This window comes from Gluconobacter cerinus (genome assembly GCF_025961355.1).
Classification (GTDB): domain Bacteria; phylum Pseudomonadota; class Alphaproteobacteria; order Acetobacterales; family Acetobacteraceae; genus Gluconobacter; species Gluconobacter cerinus.
On the sequence record NZ_JAOQNM010000001.1, the window covers coordinates 1,285,179 to 1,304,908 of the forward strand.

Here is a 19,730-nt window from a genome sequence, read left to right on the forward strand (position 1 = left end):
GGCAGGAGCCAGTGCCGGAATTGACGTAAAGAAAAAATATCTCTCAGGAGCTTCTGACAGATTCCTTCAGCAGTTCGTGAAGGATATAGATGGCCGAAATGCTCACCTTTTGAACGAAATCCAGCGTCTGGGCGCAGAGCTGGAAGCTGCCAAGGCAGCAGGCAATCATGAGCGGGAAGGTCAACTGTTAGCCCTGCTGGGTCAGGCCATCTCCAAGATACCCGATATGAGCCAGCCGGTTCCTGCTGCTCCTGTCATGCACCACCAGATTCCGCCAAAAATCTCTTCGGTACCTTTCAGAGACATCGCCAACAGGTATTTGGAAATTAAGAGAGCAAGCGTCTCCATAGAGACCTATAACCACTTTGTAGCCGCGTGCAGTCTGTTTGGCAGATTCACTGACACCACTCGTGAGCTACATACTTTTACCCGTAAAGATTCATCAGCTTTCATCAACGTCTTGAGACAGATGCCCAAATACTGGGGAAAATCTCCCAAAGAAGAAACGATGACTCTGGGAGAAATTGCCGCATACCATCGGACGCGAAACCCTGGATACGTGACTTTATCAACAGATACGATGAGCCGACACATCAACAAGATGGCCGAAATCTGGAGTTATGCCATTTCGATTGGAGAACTGGACGACAAGAAGGAATACGATATCTGGTCGAAGCATATGGTAACGGCCATTAACGAACAGACCGTGGACAGAAGGCCGTTCAAGGAAACGGAGCTGGCGGCTCTCATGGAAACCCTGTGGAAGCCACGGATTAATATCAACACAGTCAGACAGATTATATCCGTTGCGACCTATACAGGCATGAGGCTGGAAGAGATTTGCAGACTTCGCCCATGCGATATTCATGAAGTTGAGGGCGTTCTCTGTTTCGATATCCGGATTCATCAAGATGCGAATGGGAAGGAAATCTGGAACCCAAAATCAGAGGCCGGTGAACGTCTCATTCCCGTTCACTCCTATATCAGGAACTCTACCGGATTGATTGAACGCGCTAAAAAATGCGAAAAATCCAAGAAAGACCGGATATTTTTCGACCTTCCTTATGCTGCCTCCACTAATAAATATGGAGCGGCTTTCTCTCAAAGGTTTAGCAAGTTCAAGAAAGATGCGGGTCTGCCTCGTGAGACAACATTTCACAGTTTCCGACATCTGTTCCGAACCATGCTTGGTCATCGAAGCGATGGACTGAACTACCCGGTAGAGTGGATTGACCAGATTCTGGGCCATGAAACAGCCGGAATGGGAAGCCATTATAATGCAGGGACAACACCAGCGAACCTGATGAAAGTTGTTCGCACAGTGAGGTTTGAAAGCTGGGACCCCATGGAAATAAAAAACCGATAACCCTGCACTGAAACAAAACTGCATTTCTGTCTGCTATACTTTCCTCTCAGGACTGGAAAACATCCCGGAGACCAGTCAGGAGAAGGAAGTACAACATGTTTCTACGACAGGACCATTATAGACCATTCTGCCCCTCTCCACGATTACACGGGGAAAGATGCAGGATGATGTGCAGTATGCCGAGATAGACCACTGGATAAGAACCACCAGACCCGATGTCTGGCGCAGGCTGTTACCCCTGCATGGGATTTACAAGAACGAAATTACCCGTAAGGTCGCAGAAAACTGCGAGTTCCTTGCCTGTTTCGAAGAGACCGAACAGGTCGCTATGGAAATCGTGGACTGGGTTGAAACCCTGCCCGATGACCTTGTTTCCGGCTTTGACCTTCTCTCCCAGTCTTATGACGAACTGAAGCAAACCCAGCGAATCACAGGGCAGGTTCTCACACGCAAAGCCAACAGGCTACGCCGTAACCTCCGAAGGGTTCTGGAACTCTCCCCTGAACACGATAGGGTGCAGAAAACATTCGATGACGAAAAGCTGGCTGCCAGCAAATCGTTCATCGTGGTTCCCGACCGACAGAACCCGGACACTGGCCTTTCAGCGCATACGCTCCGTCAGTGGCAGCTCAGGAAACACTATGCGGTCACGCTGGCCATAGCCGACAGCCTGCATGATTTTGCTACCAGATTTCTGGGCTATCAGGGCCTGTTCCTGACCCTCACGTTACCCGGAAAATATCACGCCTGTTCCTACGAAGAAGCAAAGGCAGAAATCTCCAGACGTTGGAAAACTGTCAGACGCAAGGCACGGGAGAAAGATGTCCTCCTGCTGGGCATGACAGCGCTCGAACTCCAGGACGACGAAACACCCCACTATCATATCCAGCTCTACATCGACCCAACTCAGAGAACATGGCTTGAGGAGCAGATACTTCAGGCCTTCCCGAACGAGATTGAGCGACAGGACGAAGCCATCAAGGACATCCGCGATGTGCTGTCTGTCTCTCTTTATCTCACGAAGGACTATGGAAAACCCGAGACCAGTCTGACCTTCATTGGCCTGACACGCGACATCCGAGCCCGTTACACGAGTATCTACGCAGGCAACCGCTACGGAACCCTGTCCGATGCCAGGATTGCCACAGCTCACAGACTGATAAAGCGGAAAGCCTTTGGCGGAACAGCGCTGCTTCTGATGCGGGGATTTTCCGATGAGAGACTAAACCGGATATCAGCACGACATCCCGATTTTCATTATGTCCGCACAGGGATGCCACGGGTTCTGACAGCTCTGGTGCATACAATACATTTCAGGACAGTGAAGGATTTCAATGCATCCCCTGTCAGCCAGAACTCCATGGTCAGACAGAAGGTTTCAGCAGGGAAAACAGGGGTTCAGTCTCTCTTCGTTCCAACTTGTTTAAATGACTACCAAGAAGGTGTCCCGGCCTCTTCGCATGGATGGGAGCGGCTTCAGTCCAGAGGGCAACCTCCTCCTTTTCTGAGCATGAAGTGAAACCCTGACAGCCTCCACCGACCAGACCCAGATTGGCGCAAAACCCAGAGAAATCCCCAAGAGGCGCGAAATCTTCCCTGAACCGGAACGTGTCTGTCAGACCTGTCTCACCCGTTCCCTGCAAAGAGTGGTGTCATAATCCTCCTCAGAAATGAGGACCAACCATGAAAACGGAGACATTACACATCCGGGTCAGACCGGAAGAACGGGAGAGACTGAAAACCACAGCAGGAGCACGCAGACTGTCTGTCTGGTGTCGCAGGGTTCTGCTCAATGAACTGGCCGGAGGGGCTTCGATTGCCGAAGAATTGCTGGCGTTGCGTCGGGAGCTGTCTGCCATTGGCAACAACCTGAACCAGATAGCCAGACGACTGAATACAGGGGAGCAGGTCGATATCGCTGCCCTGCCTGCTGACATCGACACCCTGAAAGCCCGCATCAACAGGGTTCTAAGGCGGGTGCGATGATACTCAAGAGCAACCCCATCAAAACAGCTTCCGGGTCAGGAGCCATTTTCCACCATCTGGTCGAGAAGACTGACGAGAACGAGCATATTCTGCTCTGGAAAGGCAGACGTCAGGATGTCGATGACTGTATCGCTGATGCAGCAGCCTTTCATCGCGTGAACGCAGTCCAGCACTTCCAGGTCTCTTCAAAAGAGAAACTGACCGACGAACAGTTTGCCGACTGCATAACGATGCTCGCCAGAGAGTTCGGATTTCAGGCCTCAGATGTCTGCCTTGCGGTCATCCACACCAAAACCCGCCACGATGGCAAAGCAGACAATCGCCATTGCCAGTTTCTGGTCCGTACAACTCACCCTGAGACCGGCAAGGTTCTCGATGTTTCCCATCGCTATGAACGTCAGGAGAAGGTTGCCCGTCTGTTCGAGCTGAAACACGGTCTGGAGCTGACGAAGGGACGCCATAACCTAGCAGTGTATCACGCTGTTCCAGAGGAGTTCCGTGACCGTCTGAAGGCTCTCTGCGAAGGGCCGCTTCCGAACTCCTGTCTCTCAGACCCACAATCGAAACTGTCCCAGAGACAGGGCGCCAGTCCGTTCGACATCAAATACGAGGTCCGGGAGCTGTTCTCCCGTAGCCAAAGCTGGCAGGCGTTTGAACGTGCCGTGGTAGAGCGTGGCTGGACTTTGGAAGCTGGCCAGAAGAAACCGGATGTTCTCATTCTGAAAGACGAAAACGGGGTCTTTGTGGGGTCTCTGACTCGTCTGCTGGGCCTGAAGAAAGCGGAGCTTCAGCAACTCAGAACAGACCCGGAGGCCATGAAACAAAAAGGGATAGCCAGCCCTGGCCCTCGTGACACACGAGACCCAACTGGCAAGGGGGAAACCCCCGTTGACCCCCATAGCGATAGTGCTGAGGATTCCGATAAGACTTCAGAGGAACAGGAAAAATCTGGCTCCTCTTCCGGGTCTGCACTCCACTCCCCTCCTCCGAACCCCCTGTCTCCAAAACCTCACTGGCTGGGACCCATTGCTCCGCTTCTGCATTCGTCCCGCTCGACAATTACGGAGGGGATGTCACACGCGGAAATCCAGTCGGTCATCGACTTCAATGCTCAGGAAGCAGAAAGAGACGACCAGCTCCGTGAACTGCTTCACGACCAGAAACGCTTTGCGGCCCTGCTGACCGAAATCCTCACCAGTTTCCAGAACCAATGGCAGAACCTGCCGTCCGAGCCATACCCCGCCCCGAAAAGCCGGGATGCATCGGCTCTCCGCAAGACACAGGAACAGACACTGGCCCCCGCCCGTCAGGCATGGAAACAGGCAAAAGCCAAAGCGAGTGTCTGGAATCTCTGGAACGGAACTGACATCCAGAAAGCCAGAGCTGCGTTCGAGGCTCTGCTGCATCGCTATGGCTATGACCGTCACGAGGTCGGCAAACTCGACCTGATGGACAATGACAATTTTGCCTATGCCGTGAACTGGATGGCGGAACGTGTAGCGTCAGGTCGGGAGCGTCAGCACAGGGCGTGGCAGAACACCCCCGAGGTTCGCCGTTACCTGACAGCGAAAGCCGGGATGGAGAGACTGGTGGCTCATCTGAAAGCCACAAAAGATGTGGAACTGCTGCTCTTGGCGAGAACCAACCCGGAGGAGGCTCTGAGACGTCTGGCAGAACTGACGAAGACAGAGGCTGGACAAACCAGTTCGCAATCCCTTCCTGTCAGGACAATTCCATCTCCCGACAGACAGAAGACACAGCGCTCCACTCTCTCGCTTTAAAGAGCTGCCTTGACCGTACTACCGGAGAGCTTGGCATCGACCGAGCCATTCATCTGTTTGAACAGTTCGGCATACATGACCTCTTCAGCCCGTAAATCTTCCAGTGTCAGACGGAGGCCGGAGACATTGGAGAGGTTTTCACCGACCGGAATGACCGTCACCGAGAGATAGGCCATCTCATGGGGTGTCGTGTAGGTCAGCGGTGCATTCGCTTCCGCAGTCGTCCCGGTCTGGGTCGTCACGACCTTTCCATCCGGTCCGGCATAGGCTGTCCCGGACGGTGTGCCATAGCGGGTCATGGGCTGAAGATGCAGACCGTATTTGGACGCGATATCCGCCTGAAGGTCCGCGTAATGCGGGGAGGCTTCCATCGGGAAGGACGCAGAGCGTTCAATCTTCGTAACCACCGCCCCCATGACAGGAATGGACAGGCGCACAGTCAGGCTGTCCTGTCCCTTCTGACAGGTCAGGGTGCTCGGGAAATACTGCGTGTTGACCCCTACCCCTTTGTAGGTGGTGGACAGATAGGTGTTCGTCACCTGAGGAGCTTTGCCACAATAGGACGTCATGGTGCTGGTGGCATCAGCCTGCGTCATCCCGAGCCTAAGGCCAAGAATGCTGTCCTGCCCGAACACGTTGTCGAGGGGCTGATAGGTTACGGTCTGCCTGAGATGCACCCCGCCATTGTCGGGTGGTGTCTGGGGCTGGGACGGTGGCACGGACAGTCCCAGAAGATGGGCACAGGCCGGTGTGATGAGTCCCTGATTATGCGCCAGCAGACACTGGGTGAGACTCTGGGCATGGACGGAGAGCGGAACAGTGCTGACAGCCAGCACGAGGATGAAAGCCGGAAGGAAAGACCTGCTCATGATGTTACTGCCTCAGTCCGCTGCCGCCAGTATTCTGGCTGGTGGTGAAGCTGTGATGGACCACGATGTCCTTGTGGAGTGTCACCTTGAGGATATTGCTTTTGGCGCTGTCTCTGGTCCCCAGAACGCCAAGTCCTACAACGTCCTGCACCATGGACAGACCATCCTGCCGGGTAGCGGAATAGACATACACCCACTGCTCATTGCCGTTCTCGAAGGACGTTTCGGACGGCTCGCCATAGAGCTGACGGAGCTGGGACGAGGTTGTCACACCATCGCGAATGGAGCGGTCGATATCCGCAGCCGTGACACTCTTCAGGGATGCATTGCCAGCCGAGGAGCAGGCACTCAGACAGCCCAGCATCACAGCCAGAGCCGCTGTTTTCATCATCTTCAAGACGGTTTTCCTTTTTGATGGAGCGGCAAACCCGCGTTACAGGCTCTCAAGAAAGCGGGGGTTGCTGTTGAGGATGGTGCTGAGTGTGCGAAGAGCCTGCTGCCTGTTTCGGAACAGCCGAAGCACGACCCGCAGCAGAGCAATGCCACCCACAAGCACCCCGAGATTTACGACCATCGCGAGGAGAGAAATCATCGCCAGAGACGAGGCTTCTCCATGAGGCATCAGGCGACTGACCAGCCCCGTGAGAATCATCAGACACACGAACAGCAGACCGAAGCCGAGCACGCCTTTCAGGAGGCGACCTGCCATTCTGGACGCATCTGTCATCACAACTGACAGCGGCAGGGTATTGGAGACCAGCGTGGACTGACCCGTGGACAGGTTGCGGACATAGAGGATGCGTCCTGTTTTCTTCCCCTGAAGATTCCCCCAGACAAGACAGACCTCCTGTCCCTCCCGGACGGAACACTTCAGGCCCACCTGAAACTGGCGACCATCAGGTGCGACCACCCAGAACCTCTGGTAATCGCGGGTGAACAGGGTTTTCTCGGCAGGAATGTCCACGAAGAGCGTATCCCCGACCGCCATGCCGCCAATGGGAGGACGATAGGTGCTCTTTTCCGACCACTGACAGACCCCGTGAACCGTTCCCCGGATTCCGTGAAGCCAGAAGGGTTTTCCGCAGAGTTCGATATCCATGCCGTGCCCGAAACCTTCCGAAAAACAGGGGAAAAACACGACATCCCCCGTTATCGGGAGAGCGGCACCCAGCCCCCTGTCCGTGCTGAATTGCTCTGCAACATATCCCGTAAACACCTGATTTTGTTATGATTCAGGGAGGAGACCGGAAGGGCCTGAAAGGGTCCCACAAAGGTGTCCCGGAACAACAGGACAGGGATTATGGGAAAATATGGCTATGCACGCGTAAGCACGTCACGACAGCAGACGGACAATCAGGTCACGGACCTTCTGCGGGAGGGCGTGCCGGAAACGCAGATTGTGACGGAAACAGTTTCAGGGGCGACAGCGTGGAAATCGCGTCCGGCCCTGAAGAAACTGGTCAGACGGCTTCAGGCCGGGGATACGCTGACGGTGGTGAAGCTCGACCGTCTGGGCCGTAATGCCCTCGATGTGCTGACCCTCATCGACGTGCTGAAAAAACGGGAGATTTCTGTCAGGATTCTCAATCTGGGGATTGATACCGCAGGCGCTGGCGGCAAGCTGTTCCTGCTGCTTCTGGCGGGATTTGCGGAGTTTGAACGCAACATCATCCGCGAGCGTGTGCTGTCAGGGCTGGAGACCGCCAGGGCAAAGGGCATCCGCCTCGGGAGAAAACCGACGCTGACAGAAGACGACATCGCTCAGGCACGTCGTCTCAAGGCTCAGGGCCTGTCTGCCAGAGAAGTCGCGAAACTTCTCCACGTCTCCAAGATGACCGCCTGGAGGGCGATGAACTCCTGAAATCCGTCCCGCAATCCCCGTACCAGAATTGCAGAACCGGACTCACAGCCATGCAAAATCACCCTATTCCCAAATCAGGTGTTTTTGGGACGATTGATTCTTCATACAGACATTAAAAAACTCGGGTATATATAATATATACCCGAGTAAACAAAAATACGTCACACGTAAGATAAAAGTAAATCTACGAAATCTGTTCCTTTTGCTGTATTATCATCTCCTCCAAGATTATTATATACATCCAAAACTTTATTTTTAAACGGTATAAATGTATCCTCATCTAACAAATTAATATCCAATACCGAAATTTTTTCTATTATTTCAGCTCTATTTTTAGTTTTAATCATACAAACAAGAGCGTACATCGACAGATGATAAACAATATTATTGAAGTCACTTTTATTGCTCATCTGTTCTTTTTTCATGAATCCTTCAATTCTTTTAACGAATAAATAAGAATTCACATATAACTGTAACGGATAATTTTTGTTAAATATTTGATTGTATCTATTATTATCATTAATGAGAGTAGATGGCCTTGCTCTCGCATTGTTAGGCTGAAGCAAAACAACGGACATTACACACTGCGCTAAAAAAGGTATAGATACAATCTTAGACGCGGGTTTCCCATCATTTTTATAGAAATTTTTTCTTCTATCGTAATACAATCCGTATGTTCGAAAATAATCTTCAATATCCCTGTGAATTTCATCAGCACTTCTTAACGAGGCTGGAGGTATGCTTGTTTGGCTATTTGTAGCTCTAATAATCCTATCCCTAGCTTCCGGATTTTCTTCACAAATAACCCTGACAAGTATATTTCTTTTTTCATCTATTGAATTCATTAATTGAGAATAGAAATTGAATATTTCATGGGATGTTTGAAGTCCGTTGACAATTTGTGGATTTTCTATAGTTAAAGTTTTTCCAGAAAGTACAGCTTTTGATGTTATTACAGTAACGCCATTATTCAAAAACCAAAAATCTTCTGTACCAGTTTTTAAAGTTTTTTGTATTTCTACATTAACAATAACATTTTTATTATGGTCCCTGACATTAGATTCAAATATACTTCTTGATATTGAGTCGTTATCTGAAATAAATTCGTAGTATTTTCTTAGGTTGACAAGACATAAATAACTACCACTGATGGTTGCTATCGGCGATTCCGATAATTCCATGCTTCGTGAGGTACTTTTAACCTTTCTATTTAACTCGACTAATTTACTAGCTCCAACAAATTCCAGAGAAAAAGTTGCTCCCGTAAACATTCTCATAATAGTAGATTTCAGGGGAAGGCCCTTGGTTTCTACTTTGTGATGGACCTCCTCCCCCATTGATGCATAATAGTAAGAGAATTTCACATCCGGAAATCCCTTCATTAAATCTGTGTATAGTTTTCTAAATATAGAAACTTTATTTATTAAGTTTTTATTGTATGTGTTTTGAATTACTTCATTGTTTAGGTCTGTAGATATATCAAAAAGGTCCCTTGTAACCTCATTAAATTTTACAACAGAGTCTTCCTTGAAAGATTTTGATGTTTTAGACTGTATTAATATTACTTCTATTTTACTGTTTTTGCCATTTTTTGTGTATTCACTATCCTCTTTTATTAGCTCTCCATTTAAAAATACGTATATTGAGTCTATGCCACCATCATTTCCACCACCAACTATACTATATTCTATATCTGAATACGTTACCTCGTAGTCTTTTAGTAACTGAGATGCTGAATATAACTCAAAAAAATCTTCGTATTTCAATCCTTGCTATTCAGCTTCGTCTTTTATTATTCTTTCCATTATAATTTGTGAATTTGACAAATTAGACACAATATACTCCCTTAATTTTTATTAAATAAAGCCTTTTCCATTGTCCTTGTCCATATGAATTTTATAGAAAATTACATTGATGTATTTGTTAGTGATATTCATTGGCAATTTGCAGATATTTAAATTTTATGAGTAGATTATATAATTAATAAATATGCTATAATATCGCCATAGATTGAGAAATATGGCGGTATTATAGAACCGCAGAAAACAGCCAGAAAATAACCGCCATAAATCTCCGCCAAAATTATAAGGAGAGTTATATGAAATACGGTTATTGCAGAGTGTCCACAGTAGGGCAGGATTTGAAGGAACAGGAAGACGCCCTGGTAGCTCTTGGAGTTCCAAAAGCGAATATCTTCAAGGAAAAAATTTCAGGCGTCATCAGGTCAGATAACAGACCTCAGTTTGGGAAGCTCCTGAAGAAGATTCAGGCCGGAGATGAGCTGGTCGTGATGAAGCTCGACAGACTTGGAAGGTCTACCCTCGATATCCTGACAGTTATCCAAAACCTGAGAGGTCAGGGCATCGCCATCACCATTGAAGGAGTGGGGACCATCAGGGATGACATGATGGGAAGTCTCACCATGAACCTCTTGGCCTCCTTTGCAGAGTTCGAGCGTGCTCTGATTATCGACAGAACCCAGTCCGGCAGAAAAAGAGCAATGGCCAACGGAGTACGAATGGGAAGGAAGGAGAAGCTTTCTCCCCAAGCTCAAAATGCCATCAAGCGACGTTATGGGAGCGAGACCGGGAAATCCTTAGCCAACGAGTATGGCGTTGGCTTGAGGACAATCCAGCGAATAGCTTCCGCAGCATGATGCAAAACGGATTGCAAAACAGCCCAGATAAGCTATCCTCGTCTCCGGAGTTATCTCCAAAGTCGTCTCCAAAGTCGTCTCCAAACTTGGCTGTTTTCCTCGACCTAACTGCTTGATTTTATTGAGACATCGGCTTTTTTGGCTAATTCCTCCCGCCCCAGCCAAATCTTTATAAATTCTGCTTCAGTCCAGGGCTTGCCTTGAACCGGACTGTCCGTCCCGGGGGAACTTCCACCGGTTCTCCTGTCCGCGGGTTTATCGCTTGGCGCGCTTTTGTTTCGCACACGGTAAACGTACCAAAGGAGGAGATAGTAAACCCTCCCTCACGTCTCAGTTCATCAATAATAGCATCTACAAGATCGTTAGCTGCTCGCTGTGCAGCAACGCCTGTACAGTCTATGGAGTCCTGAAGAACAGCTGCGAGAAATGCCTTACTCATAGATGCATTTTTTCTCCTCTTGTGCGTCCCTGTCTCAGGATGCAGCTCCAACACCTGAACATTCACCATCTTTTACAGCATTCCTAAGTATTTCTTACAATACCATTAGGCAACGATGATATAATCGCTTCAGCAGCCCAAGCGTTCCATCGTCAGGAATTTCATGTCGCGTTCTATCTGCCTTTTTGCCTATCACGCGCCTGCACCAACACTGGCCCCACACACCCGCCATCTCCTCGATCAGATTGCGGGATGCGGGTTTGAACTGCATGTCGCCGTCTCCGGCCTGGACCCAAACGATACGGAAGGATTAACAGTCCTTCGGAACAGTTTTACTTCTGGCCCTATACCAATCGCAGCGACCCTCTATCCCAGAGAAAACTCCGGTCTTGATTTTGGTGCCTGGCAGGACCTGCTCAACAGGCAATGCGATGCGGGAGCGACTGAAATTCTCTTTGCGAATGACAGCATCTTTGGGCCTATGACGCCCTTGCAGCCCATTGTGGACAACATGCGAGCCCATCATTCCCCTGCCTGGGGCATGGTGCGGTCAGAGGCTATTACAGCCCATCTTCAGTCATGGTTTCTCGTCATGACACGGGAAACCCTCGATCATCCCGCCATAAGGCGCGTGTTTGAGCAGCCATTTAACAGCATGAGCAAGCCGGAAATTGTCTTGCATGGTGAGTTAGGCCTCGGCTTGGCTATACAGGCAGCCGAACTGGAGATGACAGCCTCCTGGAGCAGCAAACGGGGTCTGGCACGCCTTCTTTCGTTGAACCCAATGCATACAGACTGGCGCACCGTGCTTCACTCAGGGCAAGCACCGTTCATCAAGACAGAGCTTCTCCGCGACAACCCAAGTGGAGTAGCGTCAGTCCATCTCTGGCGAAGCGAAATTCCTGACAAAACCTTTTTCGACCCCGACTGGATCGCACTCTACCTGGCCAACAACCCGCCGCGCGTTCAGCACAAAAAGGCCGGTTTCCGAGCGCGACTGGTTCAGGCCTTGGCCAGTGAAGACAGACTACGTGCTTTACCAGCGCTTTTAATGGGTCACTAAATTGACTTTACGCTTCGCCACGCGCTCCAGAAAGCCAAGAAGCTCTTCTGTTTGCGCTTCGTACGTGGCCAGACTGCTCTTGAATGGATTGACGTATCCATCGAATTTTTCGGCCTGACCCAGCAAGGATTCGACGGCCGAAGCCAGTGTCTCAGGACGTCCATCAAGCGGGAGATGCGTTCCATTCACCCCGTCCACAACGTCCTCTGATTGTCCGCCGGGCGCGGTCGTAACAACCCAGACGTCACGCGCCAAAGCTTCACGAACCGTCAGGCCGTAACTCTCTTTCCATTGGGACGGAAACAGCAAGACATCAATCTGGTCATAGAAATCATCGAGTCCAGCCTGTGTGAAGGCAGGAACAATTTTCAACTCCCCTTTCACTGACCAGTCTTCAGCATGAATGGACCTGAAACCAAGATTAATCTTGTTATCGACCAGAACCAGTTCCCAGTCAGATCGCTCCAGAGACTCCATACATTTTTTGAGTTGTGGATATCCCTTTACGGCCTCTGTCCCACCGACGAATCCAAACCGGATTCGAGAACCGAGCGTTCGCTGACGACGAGGTCGTTCAGGCCACCGAAAGCCATTCCGGTTCACAACAATCCGCTCAGGCTCAACACCATTGGCAAGATAAAGCTGACGATGTGCCTCAGATGGGCTGATCAACAAAGCCGCTTCAGCCAGAGCCTGATGCATGATCGTCACACGATCTCGCAAGTGTCGGGCATGAGGTTGGCACATCTGGCAAACCTGCTGGTCAATACGGGTCTGGAAGCAGTAACGCCCATCCTCCCGAACCATGAACTGCCTGTCGCATAGCCACCACGCATCATGCAGTGTCAGAACATAAGGAACTCCCCGTTCCTGACAAACCCGTAGCATGGCAGTACCAAGCCCCTGAGCGGCATGCACATGCACCACATCAGGTTGGTAAGCATCGAGCCAACCAGCAAACACCTCAGCCATCTGCGGGTTGTCCAGGGCACCAATAAGGTCCGTTCCCTCCGGGATGACCGCAGACAACACGTCCGTGCCGTTGATGACGTAGCGAATACTTCCTGACAAATTCTCGTCCAGGCGTGGGCGGGATGTCATGATTCCCACTTCAACACCGCGGTGCGTGAGCCGGGTTGCCAGTTCCTCTGCGACGATCGTTGCTCCCCCGAATGAGCGGGGAGCGTAATAGACATTCGCCATCAGCACTCGCAGAGCTTTACGTTCCGGTATCATGGGCGCACCAAAAACAGCCTGCCCCTGCGTGACAGCCATTGCTTCAGGCGCGTATCGCTCCATCACATCCTGACGGGCCTGAATTGCTAAACGCTGACGCAATGGCACATCTCGTGCCAAGGTCAGAAAACTCCGCTTCCAGTCATCATCGGTAACGGCCAGCAGGCCATTTTCGCCATGTCGCATGACTGAAAGAAAAGCATTCCGAGGAGAACAGATGGCCGTAACCCCAACGACTGCCGCCTCTAGAAATTTGATATTGCTCTTGCAGTCATTGAAAAGCGTGGGCTCAAGAGGCGCAATCGCAATATCCGTTCGGGAGAGTGCCGCGAGATAGTCGCGATATGAGAGTTCTGTCAGGCGCTCCACACGGTCTCCGAACCTGTGAAAGTCATCCGAAAGTTTAAGCTGACCAATGACCCGCAGACACAACCGCGGCTCATCTTCCATCGCAGCAATCAGCCCGGCCTGAGCCTGCCGAAAATCTTCATCATGCGTATTGGTTCCTGATCCATAAGAAACCCACACACGCTCCACGCCCGTACCTTCATGGGTCGGAAGCGACGCCGCGATCTCAAGCGTCTCATGATCAAGCGCATTTTCCAGCACTGAAACGTCAGTCAGGCCTGCATCCAACATGGCCTGCGCCAATGCCTGGGTCGAAGCGATACCTCGGCCACAAGCCAGCATGCAGCGCCTAAATAAGGTAACACCCGACATGAGCAGATCCTGCTCTGCCTGCGGCAAACTGCTGATGTTCCCATTCTGAAGATACTCTTCAGCATCAAAAATAAGATCATCCACTTCCCACCACGGCTCAAGGCGAAGGCGATGGGCCTCGGCGACCAGCTTCATGACAGTCTCGAAGCCAGGAACCCTGTAGAAAATCACCCGCGTACAAAGCTGTAACCCGGACATCGCAACACCAATGTCCCGCCAGTCCACAACCTGAACAGCCCATCCAAGGCGTTCCAGCAGATCCCGCTTTTGCCACACACGATACTTCGCGCACTGCCTCAAAGAGACTTCTGCGATAATCAGAATTTTTGGTGCAAGGGATGCTGCGCCCTCATCAAGCACATCACTGTAAACGGAGTGGCCAGCCACAGCTTCTTCAGACGTAACTTGCTGGGTAGCCTTTGAAAGAACGGAGTTTCTCTTCTTGCCAGAGCGAGGAAGAGCCTGGCGTGCCAGTGCACCCCCTACTGCCCGAAGACCGCCTTTGCTCCAAAGCTCAGTAACGCGATCAGGAAGTTCTCTAAGGGGCCTGCCCGAGGGAAGCCGCCCGAGAGACAAGCCTCTTACCAGCCGCAGTGGAGCGGTGACCCGCCACGACAGAGAACTCTGAACAAGAGTCATCTGATCCCGCAGATGCGTGTTTTCAATTTGTAGCCCATCGGCTCTCATTCCGTTCAGACGTGCTGAGCTGCGGTAACTCTCAAGCAAAACCTTCTGCGAATCTTCTTCAGCTGTACCTGGAAGGAGGGTCACGTTAGAGCCGGGCTGCACTGTCATCAGAGAAAAGGCCAAAGTCTGTGAAGGGGTGGGCACAAACAAAAAAAGCTGGGTTCTTTCGAACCCAGCTTTCTTCATGAATGCTGGCAAGCCAGCAAACAGGGTAGATTAGCTCAGATTGAAGCTGGAAGCCTTCAGATCTGTAACGCCGAGGAACGTGATCTTAGAACCGTCGGACAGTGCAATGGTCGTGTTGCCACCGGCAACAGTTGCATTGGACAGAACGTTCTCAAGCCCACCGTTGTTCTGAAGGCCGTACTGGTACAGAGCCATCAGGTTACCAGCTGCGCTGCCAAAGTCACTGATGGTGTAGTTGCCACCAGCAGCACCCTTGTTCAGAGCAAACAGGTTAGCGGAGCCGGAACCACCCTCAAGGGTAGCATTGCCCGTTCCACCAACCAGCGTATCGGCACCGGTTCCGCCAATGACGGTCGTGTTGCCGGTACCTGCGAAAGCCTGCAGGACACCATGGGAAGACGCAGCAGAAATTGCTTCGTCACCATCGTTACCTACGAACAGGCTGTAACCGGACACACCATCGAACTGAGCGTTCAGGCCGGATGCACCGAACATGGTAGCATTGCCAGCCGTGATGGTGGTGTTGCCCGTACCGTTCAGGAAGGACAGGGAACCATCGACACTGATGCTGTTGCCCGTACCACGGATCTGCTGGAAGTCACCTGCAGCAGAAATGGTATCGTTCAGACCACCAGCGACCGTAGCAGTCGTTCCAGTCGCGAAGTACGTGCTGGAGCTACCACCCGTGATGAAGCCGTTGCTACCAACCGATACGGTGTTTGCGTACGTCGTGTCGTAAACCGTGGCGTTGGCGCCAAGAGTTACGACCGAGCTGCCACCCAGCAGGGTAACAGTGTCGGTGCCAGCGGAACCGTCGATCGTGTCCTGGCCCTCGGAACGAACAACGTTCGTACCTGAACCCAGGGTGATCAGGTTGTTGCCTGTTCCGCCATCGATGGTGTTGTTGCCATCGGTGCCAGAAATCGTGTCGTTACCGGAACCGGTAGCGATGTTCCAGTTACCAGTCTTGCTTGTGCCAGCGAAGGTGTTGTTGCCAACACCACCGATGAACACGCCGTTCTGGTTTCCAGCCTGAACCGAAACGCCGACCCAGCTGCCTGTCAGCAGCTTGATGTTGGAAGCGGTATCATTTGAAAGGTCAATTGAAACAGCGCCATTGAGCGTATCGGTCGGTGCGTATGAACCCGCAGCAACATAAGCTACATCACCGGTGATGCTGTAGCTGCCGCCTTGGGTGATAACGCCCTGGGAAACGCTTGCGTTACTTGGGCTGCTGTTTCCGCCTGGTACCAGATCATAGCTCGTCAGACCGCTGACACCAGCGATAGCAGACGAATATTGACTGGCCAGAGCGTGGGCCTGCGCACCGTCGACCGTGACCGCAAGGATCTGGCCGGAGGCGCCAACCACGGTAGTGATTGCCATTACCATGCACTCCTAAAAAAGGTTGCCTCGCACTGGCGGCCCTCAGACCACCCAAATGATCGAGTGACGAGTCTTGCATATATCAAAGCCTCATCACCAAAAGCAATAAGGATCTGACGCACCTACACAAGAACCACCCCAACATCGGAGCAATATAAAGGTCCACTCACAGTGCAATACCCAACTGTGCTTAAAAAGACACAGACAGGCAGGGGCAGGAATGCCCCATCACAGAAGGGAGCATTTTACGAAGAGTTGCAATGACAGGTTAAACTTTACAGCAGGCAATCAATAAAAAATTAAAATACTTCACAAAAAACAAACAGAAGGAGGGATTGTGTCTCTACAATGTCTTAAGATGCTTTTCACACCATAATCCTATACGAATCTGTAAATTGCACCTGTGACAAACATATTCCCAACCTCCCTCTCCCCCGCTCTGCAGGACCAGTATCTGGCTGACTTAGCCATTTTGCTTACCCAGAGGCCATCAACCGAGGCAATCTTCTGCCAGCAGGAAGATTGGGGTGACCACGCCGTCAGAACAATTACGTGGCTGGTGAACGGCTTGCAGGATAAATCTCAGCAAGCAGCCACGATCCTGCTTTCCGCAACTCTTGACGATGAGCTTGGCTCCCAGCTCAGGACCCGCCTGGAGCTTGAAGGCAATCTTCCGGAAACAAGATTCACCAGCGTCTTCCAGAACACTGACGGAGGGCTAATCCTCTGTCGGCAGGCACATGAAAAACAGAATACAGTCTCCAGCATTCCAGTTGTTGTGGTCGGAAAAAACTCCCGGCCGCATTCAGAAGAAATACGCCTTTCGGATTATATTTCGCTCTGCCCAGCAGGAACTCACCCCCTTATAGAACTCCTTAAGGGTCAGTCAGACACTTCTCGCAGCTTCCGTCACAGGGTTCGTCAACTCCTGGCCCATGACCTGACCATGCGTCGGGCTAACAAAGAGCTTCAGCGATATAGAAAATCCGCCGAGCAAGCCGAGCGCGCGGTCCATACTCTTCGGATTGAAAGCCGATCCCTTTCAAGAGATCTTCGCAGTCGGAACGAGAAGATCACATCCCTAACGCACATTCTTGACCCTATCCGTCAGGAACGTGACGTGTTCCGCACAAAAATGATGGAAGAGAGCCAGAAGCGGGCAGAGCTTGAACATCACTACACGGAAAATCGTGCTGGTCTGGAGTCTCTGGAAGCTTTCCTCTCGCAACCTGCCCCTCTGTGGCGCCGGGTTCTCCGGTCATTTCGAAAGCCGTTCATTCCCTACATTCCGACGCTTCCAGAACTGCAGCCTCAGTGGGACAAGGAGGATTTTTCATCCAGTGTATCTCCTGCCTCGAGCGAGACCACCGACAGCCCCGACACTCATGGATCTTCACTTGATGGCATACAGCGCGTTCTTTTCATCGCCGGAGAACCCAACACTCCGGGTGTGGCTTATCGATGCACCCGGAACGCTGAAGCTGCCCAAAATGCCGGATATGAAGCGCGCATCCAGCCGTGCGCCGCAGTAGGCTACGAGGATATCCGCTGGGCCGATGTCCTGATCTTCTGGCGCGTAGAATACAGCGGGCATGTCAGCACCATCCTTGATCTTGCCCAGCAGGAGGGCGTCAAAACTATTTTTGACGCTGATGATATTGTCTTCGTTCCACATTACGCCCGCGTCGACTTCATAGATGGCATCCGCTCTGTCGGGGCGACAGAAGAACGTATCGAGCGTTGCTTTGCAGACATGCGCCGAACTCTTGTCCGCTGTGATCAGGGATCGACCACGACACGCGAGCTGGCCCTTGCGATGCATGAGCTACGACCCGTCGTTCACCTTCTTCCCAACGTCTATGATCATGAAACACTGCGTCGATCACGCCTCGGCTGCCGCCTTCGCGGAGAGCCTGGCCGTGCAACGTCTGAAGACGCACTGATCCGCATTGGATACGCCACAGGTTCGCGGACCCACCAGCGTGACTTCGCAATTGCGTATCCCGCTTTGACACATGTGCTGAAGACCCACCCCAATGCACGGCTGGTTCTATTCAGAGAGAAGGACAATCACCGACCCGTTCTTTTGATGGAAGAATTCCCCGCACTTAAAGCCGTAGAAAACCAGATCGAATGGCGAGACATGGTCCCGCTGTCCGAACTTGGAGAAGAGTTCGCCAGATTTGATATTTCCATTGCTCCGCTGGAAGTTGGAAACGTCTTCTGCGAAGCCAAAAGCGAAATCAAATTCCTGGAAGCTTCCCTGGCAGGGAATGCCTCGATTGTTTCCCCAACAGGCCCCTTCCGGCGCATTGTAAGAGATAACGAAACCGGCCTGCTCGCTGAAACGCCCGAAGACTGGACCCGCGCCCTTCTGAAACTGGTCGACAACCCCGATCTACGCCGTACGCTGGCTCGCAACGCCTACCATGACGTTCTCTGGCCCTTCAGCCCTGAAGCTCAGGCCCGGCGCATGTCACTCGCACTCTCTTCTCTCAATGGTGATGTGGAAGCAGCTCAAGCCGCAGAGACCCTTCTCGCCCGGAGCCGCCTGAAGTCCCCGGCGCTCCCGGTCATTCCGGAGAGCGAGACCCTCTTCCATCATGATATTCTGGGGGAAGCGGAGGTCACTGTCATTGTGACATCCTACAATTACGCCAATCACGTTCTGGATGCTCTGGACTCCGTCGCAGCCCAGACACTTCCCATTCTGGACCTTATCGTGGTGGACGATGGGTCAACGGATGAATCTCTTGACCTCATCAGGATCTGGATGGAACGACACACCAGTCGTTTCAACCGCCTGATCTTCAGGCGCTCCATCCGCAATGCAGGGCTGGGTGGCGCACGAAACATCGGCATGGACGCAGCAGAAACCCCCCACACCCTGCAACTGGACGCCGACAACATCCTGCGTCCGGATGCCTGTGAAACCCTGCTGGCTGCCATGACATTTGGCATCGCCTACGCTTACCCGCTGATCCAGTGCTTCGACGAAAACGGGCCACTCGTCACGAAGAAGACCCCTGATCTAACGACACCGCCCGGCGCACCCGTTCTACTGGGGGATCTGCCCTCTAATCCCCTGACACTGGTTTCAGGCAATCGCATTGATGCCATGGCCATGGTCGCCAAATGGGCGTGGGCAGCAGCCGGCGGCTACTATGTTTCACGTGAAGCAATGGGCTGGGAAGACTATGACCTCTGGTGCACTTTTGCTGAACTTGGACTACCAGGACGGCAGGTTCCAGCCATTCTGGCGGATTACAGGCAGCACAGCAGTTCCATGACCAACGCATCGACAGAGCGTGCTGCCCATAAAGCGCGCGTCGTCGCATATGTGCAGGACAGACACCTCTGGATTAATCTGACAGCAGAGAAGGCCCATCAGAGAGTCTAACCTCTCCGAGATACATCTCTCAGACGAAAAAAACCCCGGACAGTTTCCTGTCCGGGGTTTTTCATGAAAAGGCCGGATCGCAAGATCCAGCCAA

Annotated in this window: 15 protein-coding genes; 8 read left to right on the top strand and 7 right to left on the bottom strand. The window is 51.8% G+C overall.

Going from position 1 to position 19,730, the window contains the following annotated elements; genetic code table 11:
* Positions 1-226 precede the first annotated feature (226 nt).
* The 4 genes from M2305_RS05930 (at position 227) to M2305_RS05945 (ending at position 5,133) form a co-directional block, all read left to right on the top strand.
* Complete coding sequence (locus M2305_RS05930) at positions 227-1,366, top strand: tyrosine-type recombinase/integrase (protein WP_264648834.1); 1,140 nt, start codon at positions 227-229, stop codon at positions 1,364-1,366.
* Between the two features lie 157 nt (positions 1,367-1,523).
* On the top strand, positions 1,524-2,885 hold the full coding sequence (locus tag M2305_RS05935) for a replication endonuclease (protein WP_264648835.1): 1,362 nt from the start codon (positions 1,524-1,526) through the stop codon (positions 2,883-2,885).
* Positions 2,886-3,049: 164 nt separating this feature from the next.
* A complete protein-coding gene (locus tag M2305_RS05940; RefSeq protein WP_264648836.1) occupies positions 3,050-3,352 on the top strand; it encodes a MobC family plasmid mobilization relaxosome protein in 303 nt (100 codons plus the stop codon).
* A complete protein-coding gene (locus M2305_RS05945; RefSeq protein ID WP_264648837.1) occupies positions 3,349-5,133 on the top strand; it encodes a relaxase/mobilization nuclease domain-containing protein in 1,785 nt (594 codons plus the stop codon). Before M2305_RS05940 ends, M2305_RS05945 begins: the two co-directional genes overlap by 4 nt.
* On the opposite strand, the gene M2305_RS05950 is transcribed toward M2305_RS05945, so the two are convergent.
* From M2305_RS05950 to M2305_RS05960, 3 genes are read right to left on the bottom strand one after another with little or no spacing between them, the layout of a single operon-like run.
* Positions 5,130-6,002 carry a hypothetical protein gene (locus M2305_RS05950; protein ID WP_264648838.1) on the bottom strand — a complete coding sequence of 291 codons (873 nt, stop codon included), beginning with the start codon at positions 6,000-6,002 and terminating at the stop codon, positions 5,130-5,132. The genes M2305_RS05945 and M2305_RS05950 overlap by 4 nt on opposite strands.
* Positions 6,003-6,006: 4 nt before the next feature.
* Positions 6,007-6,393 carry a hypothetical protein gene (locus tag M2305_RS05955; protein WP_264649939.1) on the bottom strand — a complete coding sequence of 129 codons (387 nt, stop codon included), beginning with the start codon at positions 6,391-6,393 and terminating at the stop codon, positions 6,007-6,009.
* Between the two features lie 42 nt (positions 6,394-6,435).
* The gene (locus M2305_RS05960) at positions 6,436-7,101 is read right to left on the bottom strand and encodes a hypothetical protein (RefSeq protein ID WP_264648839.1); all 666 of its coding nucleotides are present in this window, start codon (positions 7,099-7,101) and stop codon (positions 6,436-6,438) included.
* Positions 7,102-7,302: 201 nt separating this feature from the next.
* Between M2305_RS05960 and M2305_RS05965 the strand changes: the two genes are divergently transcribed.
* Positions 7,303-7,863, top strand: coding sequence for a recombinase family protein (locus tag M2305_RS05965; RefSeq protein WP_211500267.1), 561 nt, complete (start codon positions 7,303-7,305; stop codon positions 7,861-7,863).
* Between the two features lie 161 nt (positions 7,864-8,024).
* Here M2305_RS05965 and M2305_RS05970 read toward each other — a convergent pair whose 3' ends face one another.
* Entirely contained in the window at positions 8,025-9,629 is a 1,605-nt protein-coding gene (locus tag M2305_RS05970; RefSeq protein WP_264648840.1) for an AIPR family protein, read from the bottom strand.
* Between the two features lie 332 nt (positions 9,630-9,961).
* On the opposite strand from M2305_RS05970, the gene M2305_RS05975 reads away from it, so the two are divergent.
* Positions 9,962-10,519, top strand: a complete 558-nt coding sequence (locus M2305_RS05975) for a recombinase family protein (protein WP_264648841.1) — start codon at positions 9,962-9,964, stop codon at positions 10,517-10,519.
* A 169-nt stretch (positions 10,520-10,688) separates the two neighbouring features.
* Here M2305_RS05975 and M2305_RS05980 read toward each other — a convergent pair whose 3' ends face one another.
* A complete protein-coding gene (locus M2305_RS05980; RefSeq protein ID WP_046900345.1) occupies positions 10,689-10,958 on the bottom strand; it encodes an HU family DNA-binding protein in 270 nt (89 codons plus the stop codon).
* A gap of 163 nt (positions 10,959-11,121) precedes the next feature.
* Here M2305_RS05980 and M2305_RS05985 point away from each other — a divergent pair, with 163 nt between their 5' ends.
* Positions 11,122-12,021, top strand: a complete 900-nt coding sequence (locus M2305_RS05985; RefSeq protein ID WP_264648842.1) for a rhamnan synthesis F family protein — start codon at positions 11,122-11,124, stop codon at positions 12,019-12,021.
* Here the strand turns inward: M2305_RS05985 and M2305_RS05990 are convergent.
* Both M2305_RS05990 and M2305_RS05995 read right to left on the bottom strand, forming a co-directional pair.
* Positions 12,007-14,772, bottom strand: coding sequence for a glycosyltransferase (locus M2305_RS05990; RefSeq protein ID WP_264648843.1), 2,766 nt, complete (start codon positions 14,770-14,772; stop codon positions 12,007-12,009). The two genes, M2305_RS05985 and M2305_RS05990, sit on opposite strands and share 15 nt — an antisense overlap.
* A gap of 108 nt (positions 14,773-14,880) precedes the next feature.
* Positions 14,881-16,236, bottom strand: a complete 1,356-nt coding sequence (locus M2305_RS05995) for a beta strand repeat-containing protein (protein WP_211499300.1) — start codon at positions 16,234-16,236, stop codon at positions 14,881-14,883.
* Positions 16,237-16,639: 403 nt separating this feature from the next.
* On the opposite strand from M2305_RS05995, the gene M2305_RS06000 reads away from it, so the two are divergent.
* A complete protein-coding gene (locus tag M2305_RS06000; RefSeq protein ID WP_264648844.1) occupies positions 16,640-19,636 on the top strand; it encodes a glycosyltransferase in 2,997 nt (998 codons plus the stop codon).
* Positions 19,637-19,730 lie beyond the last annotated feature (94 nt).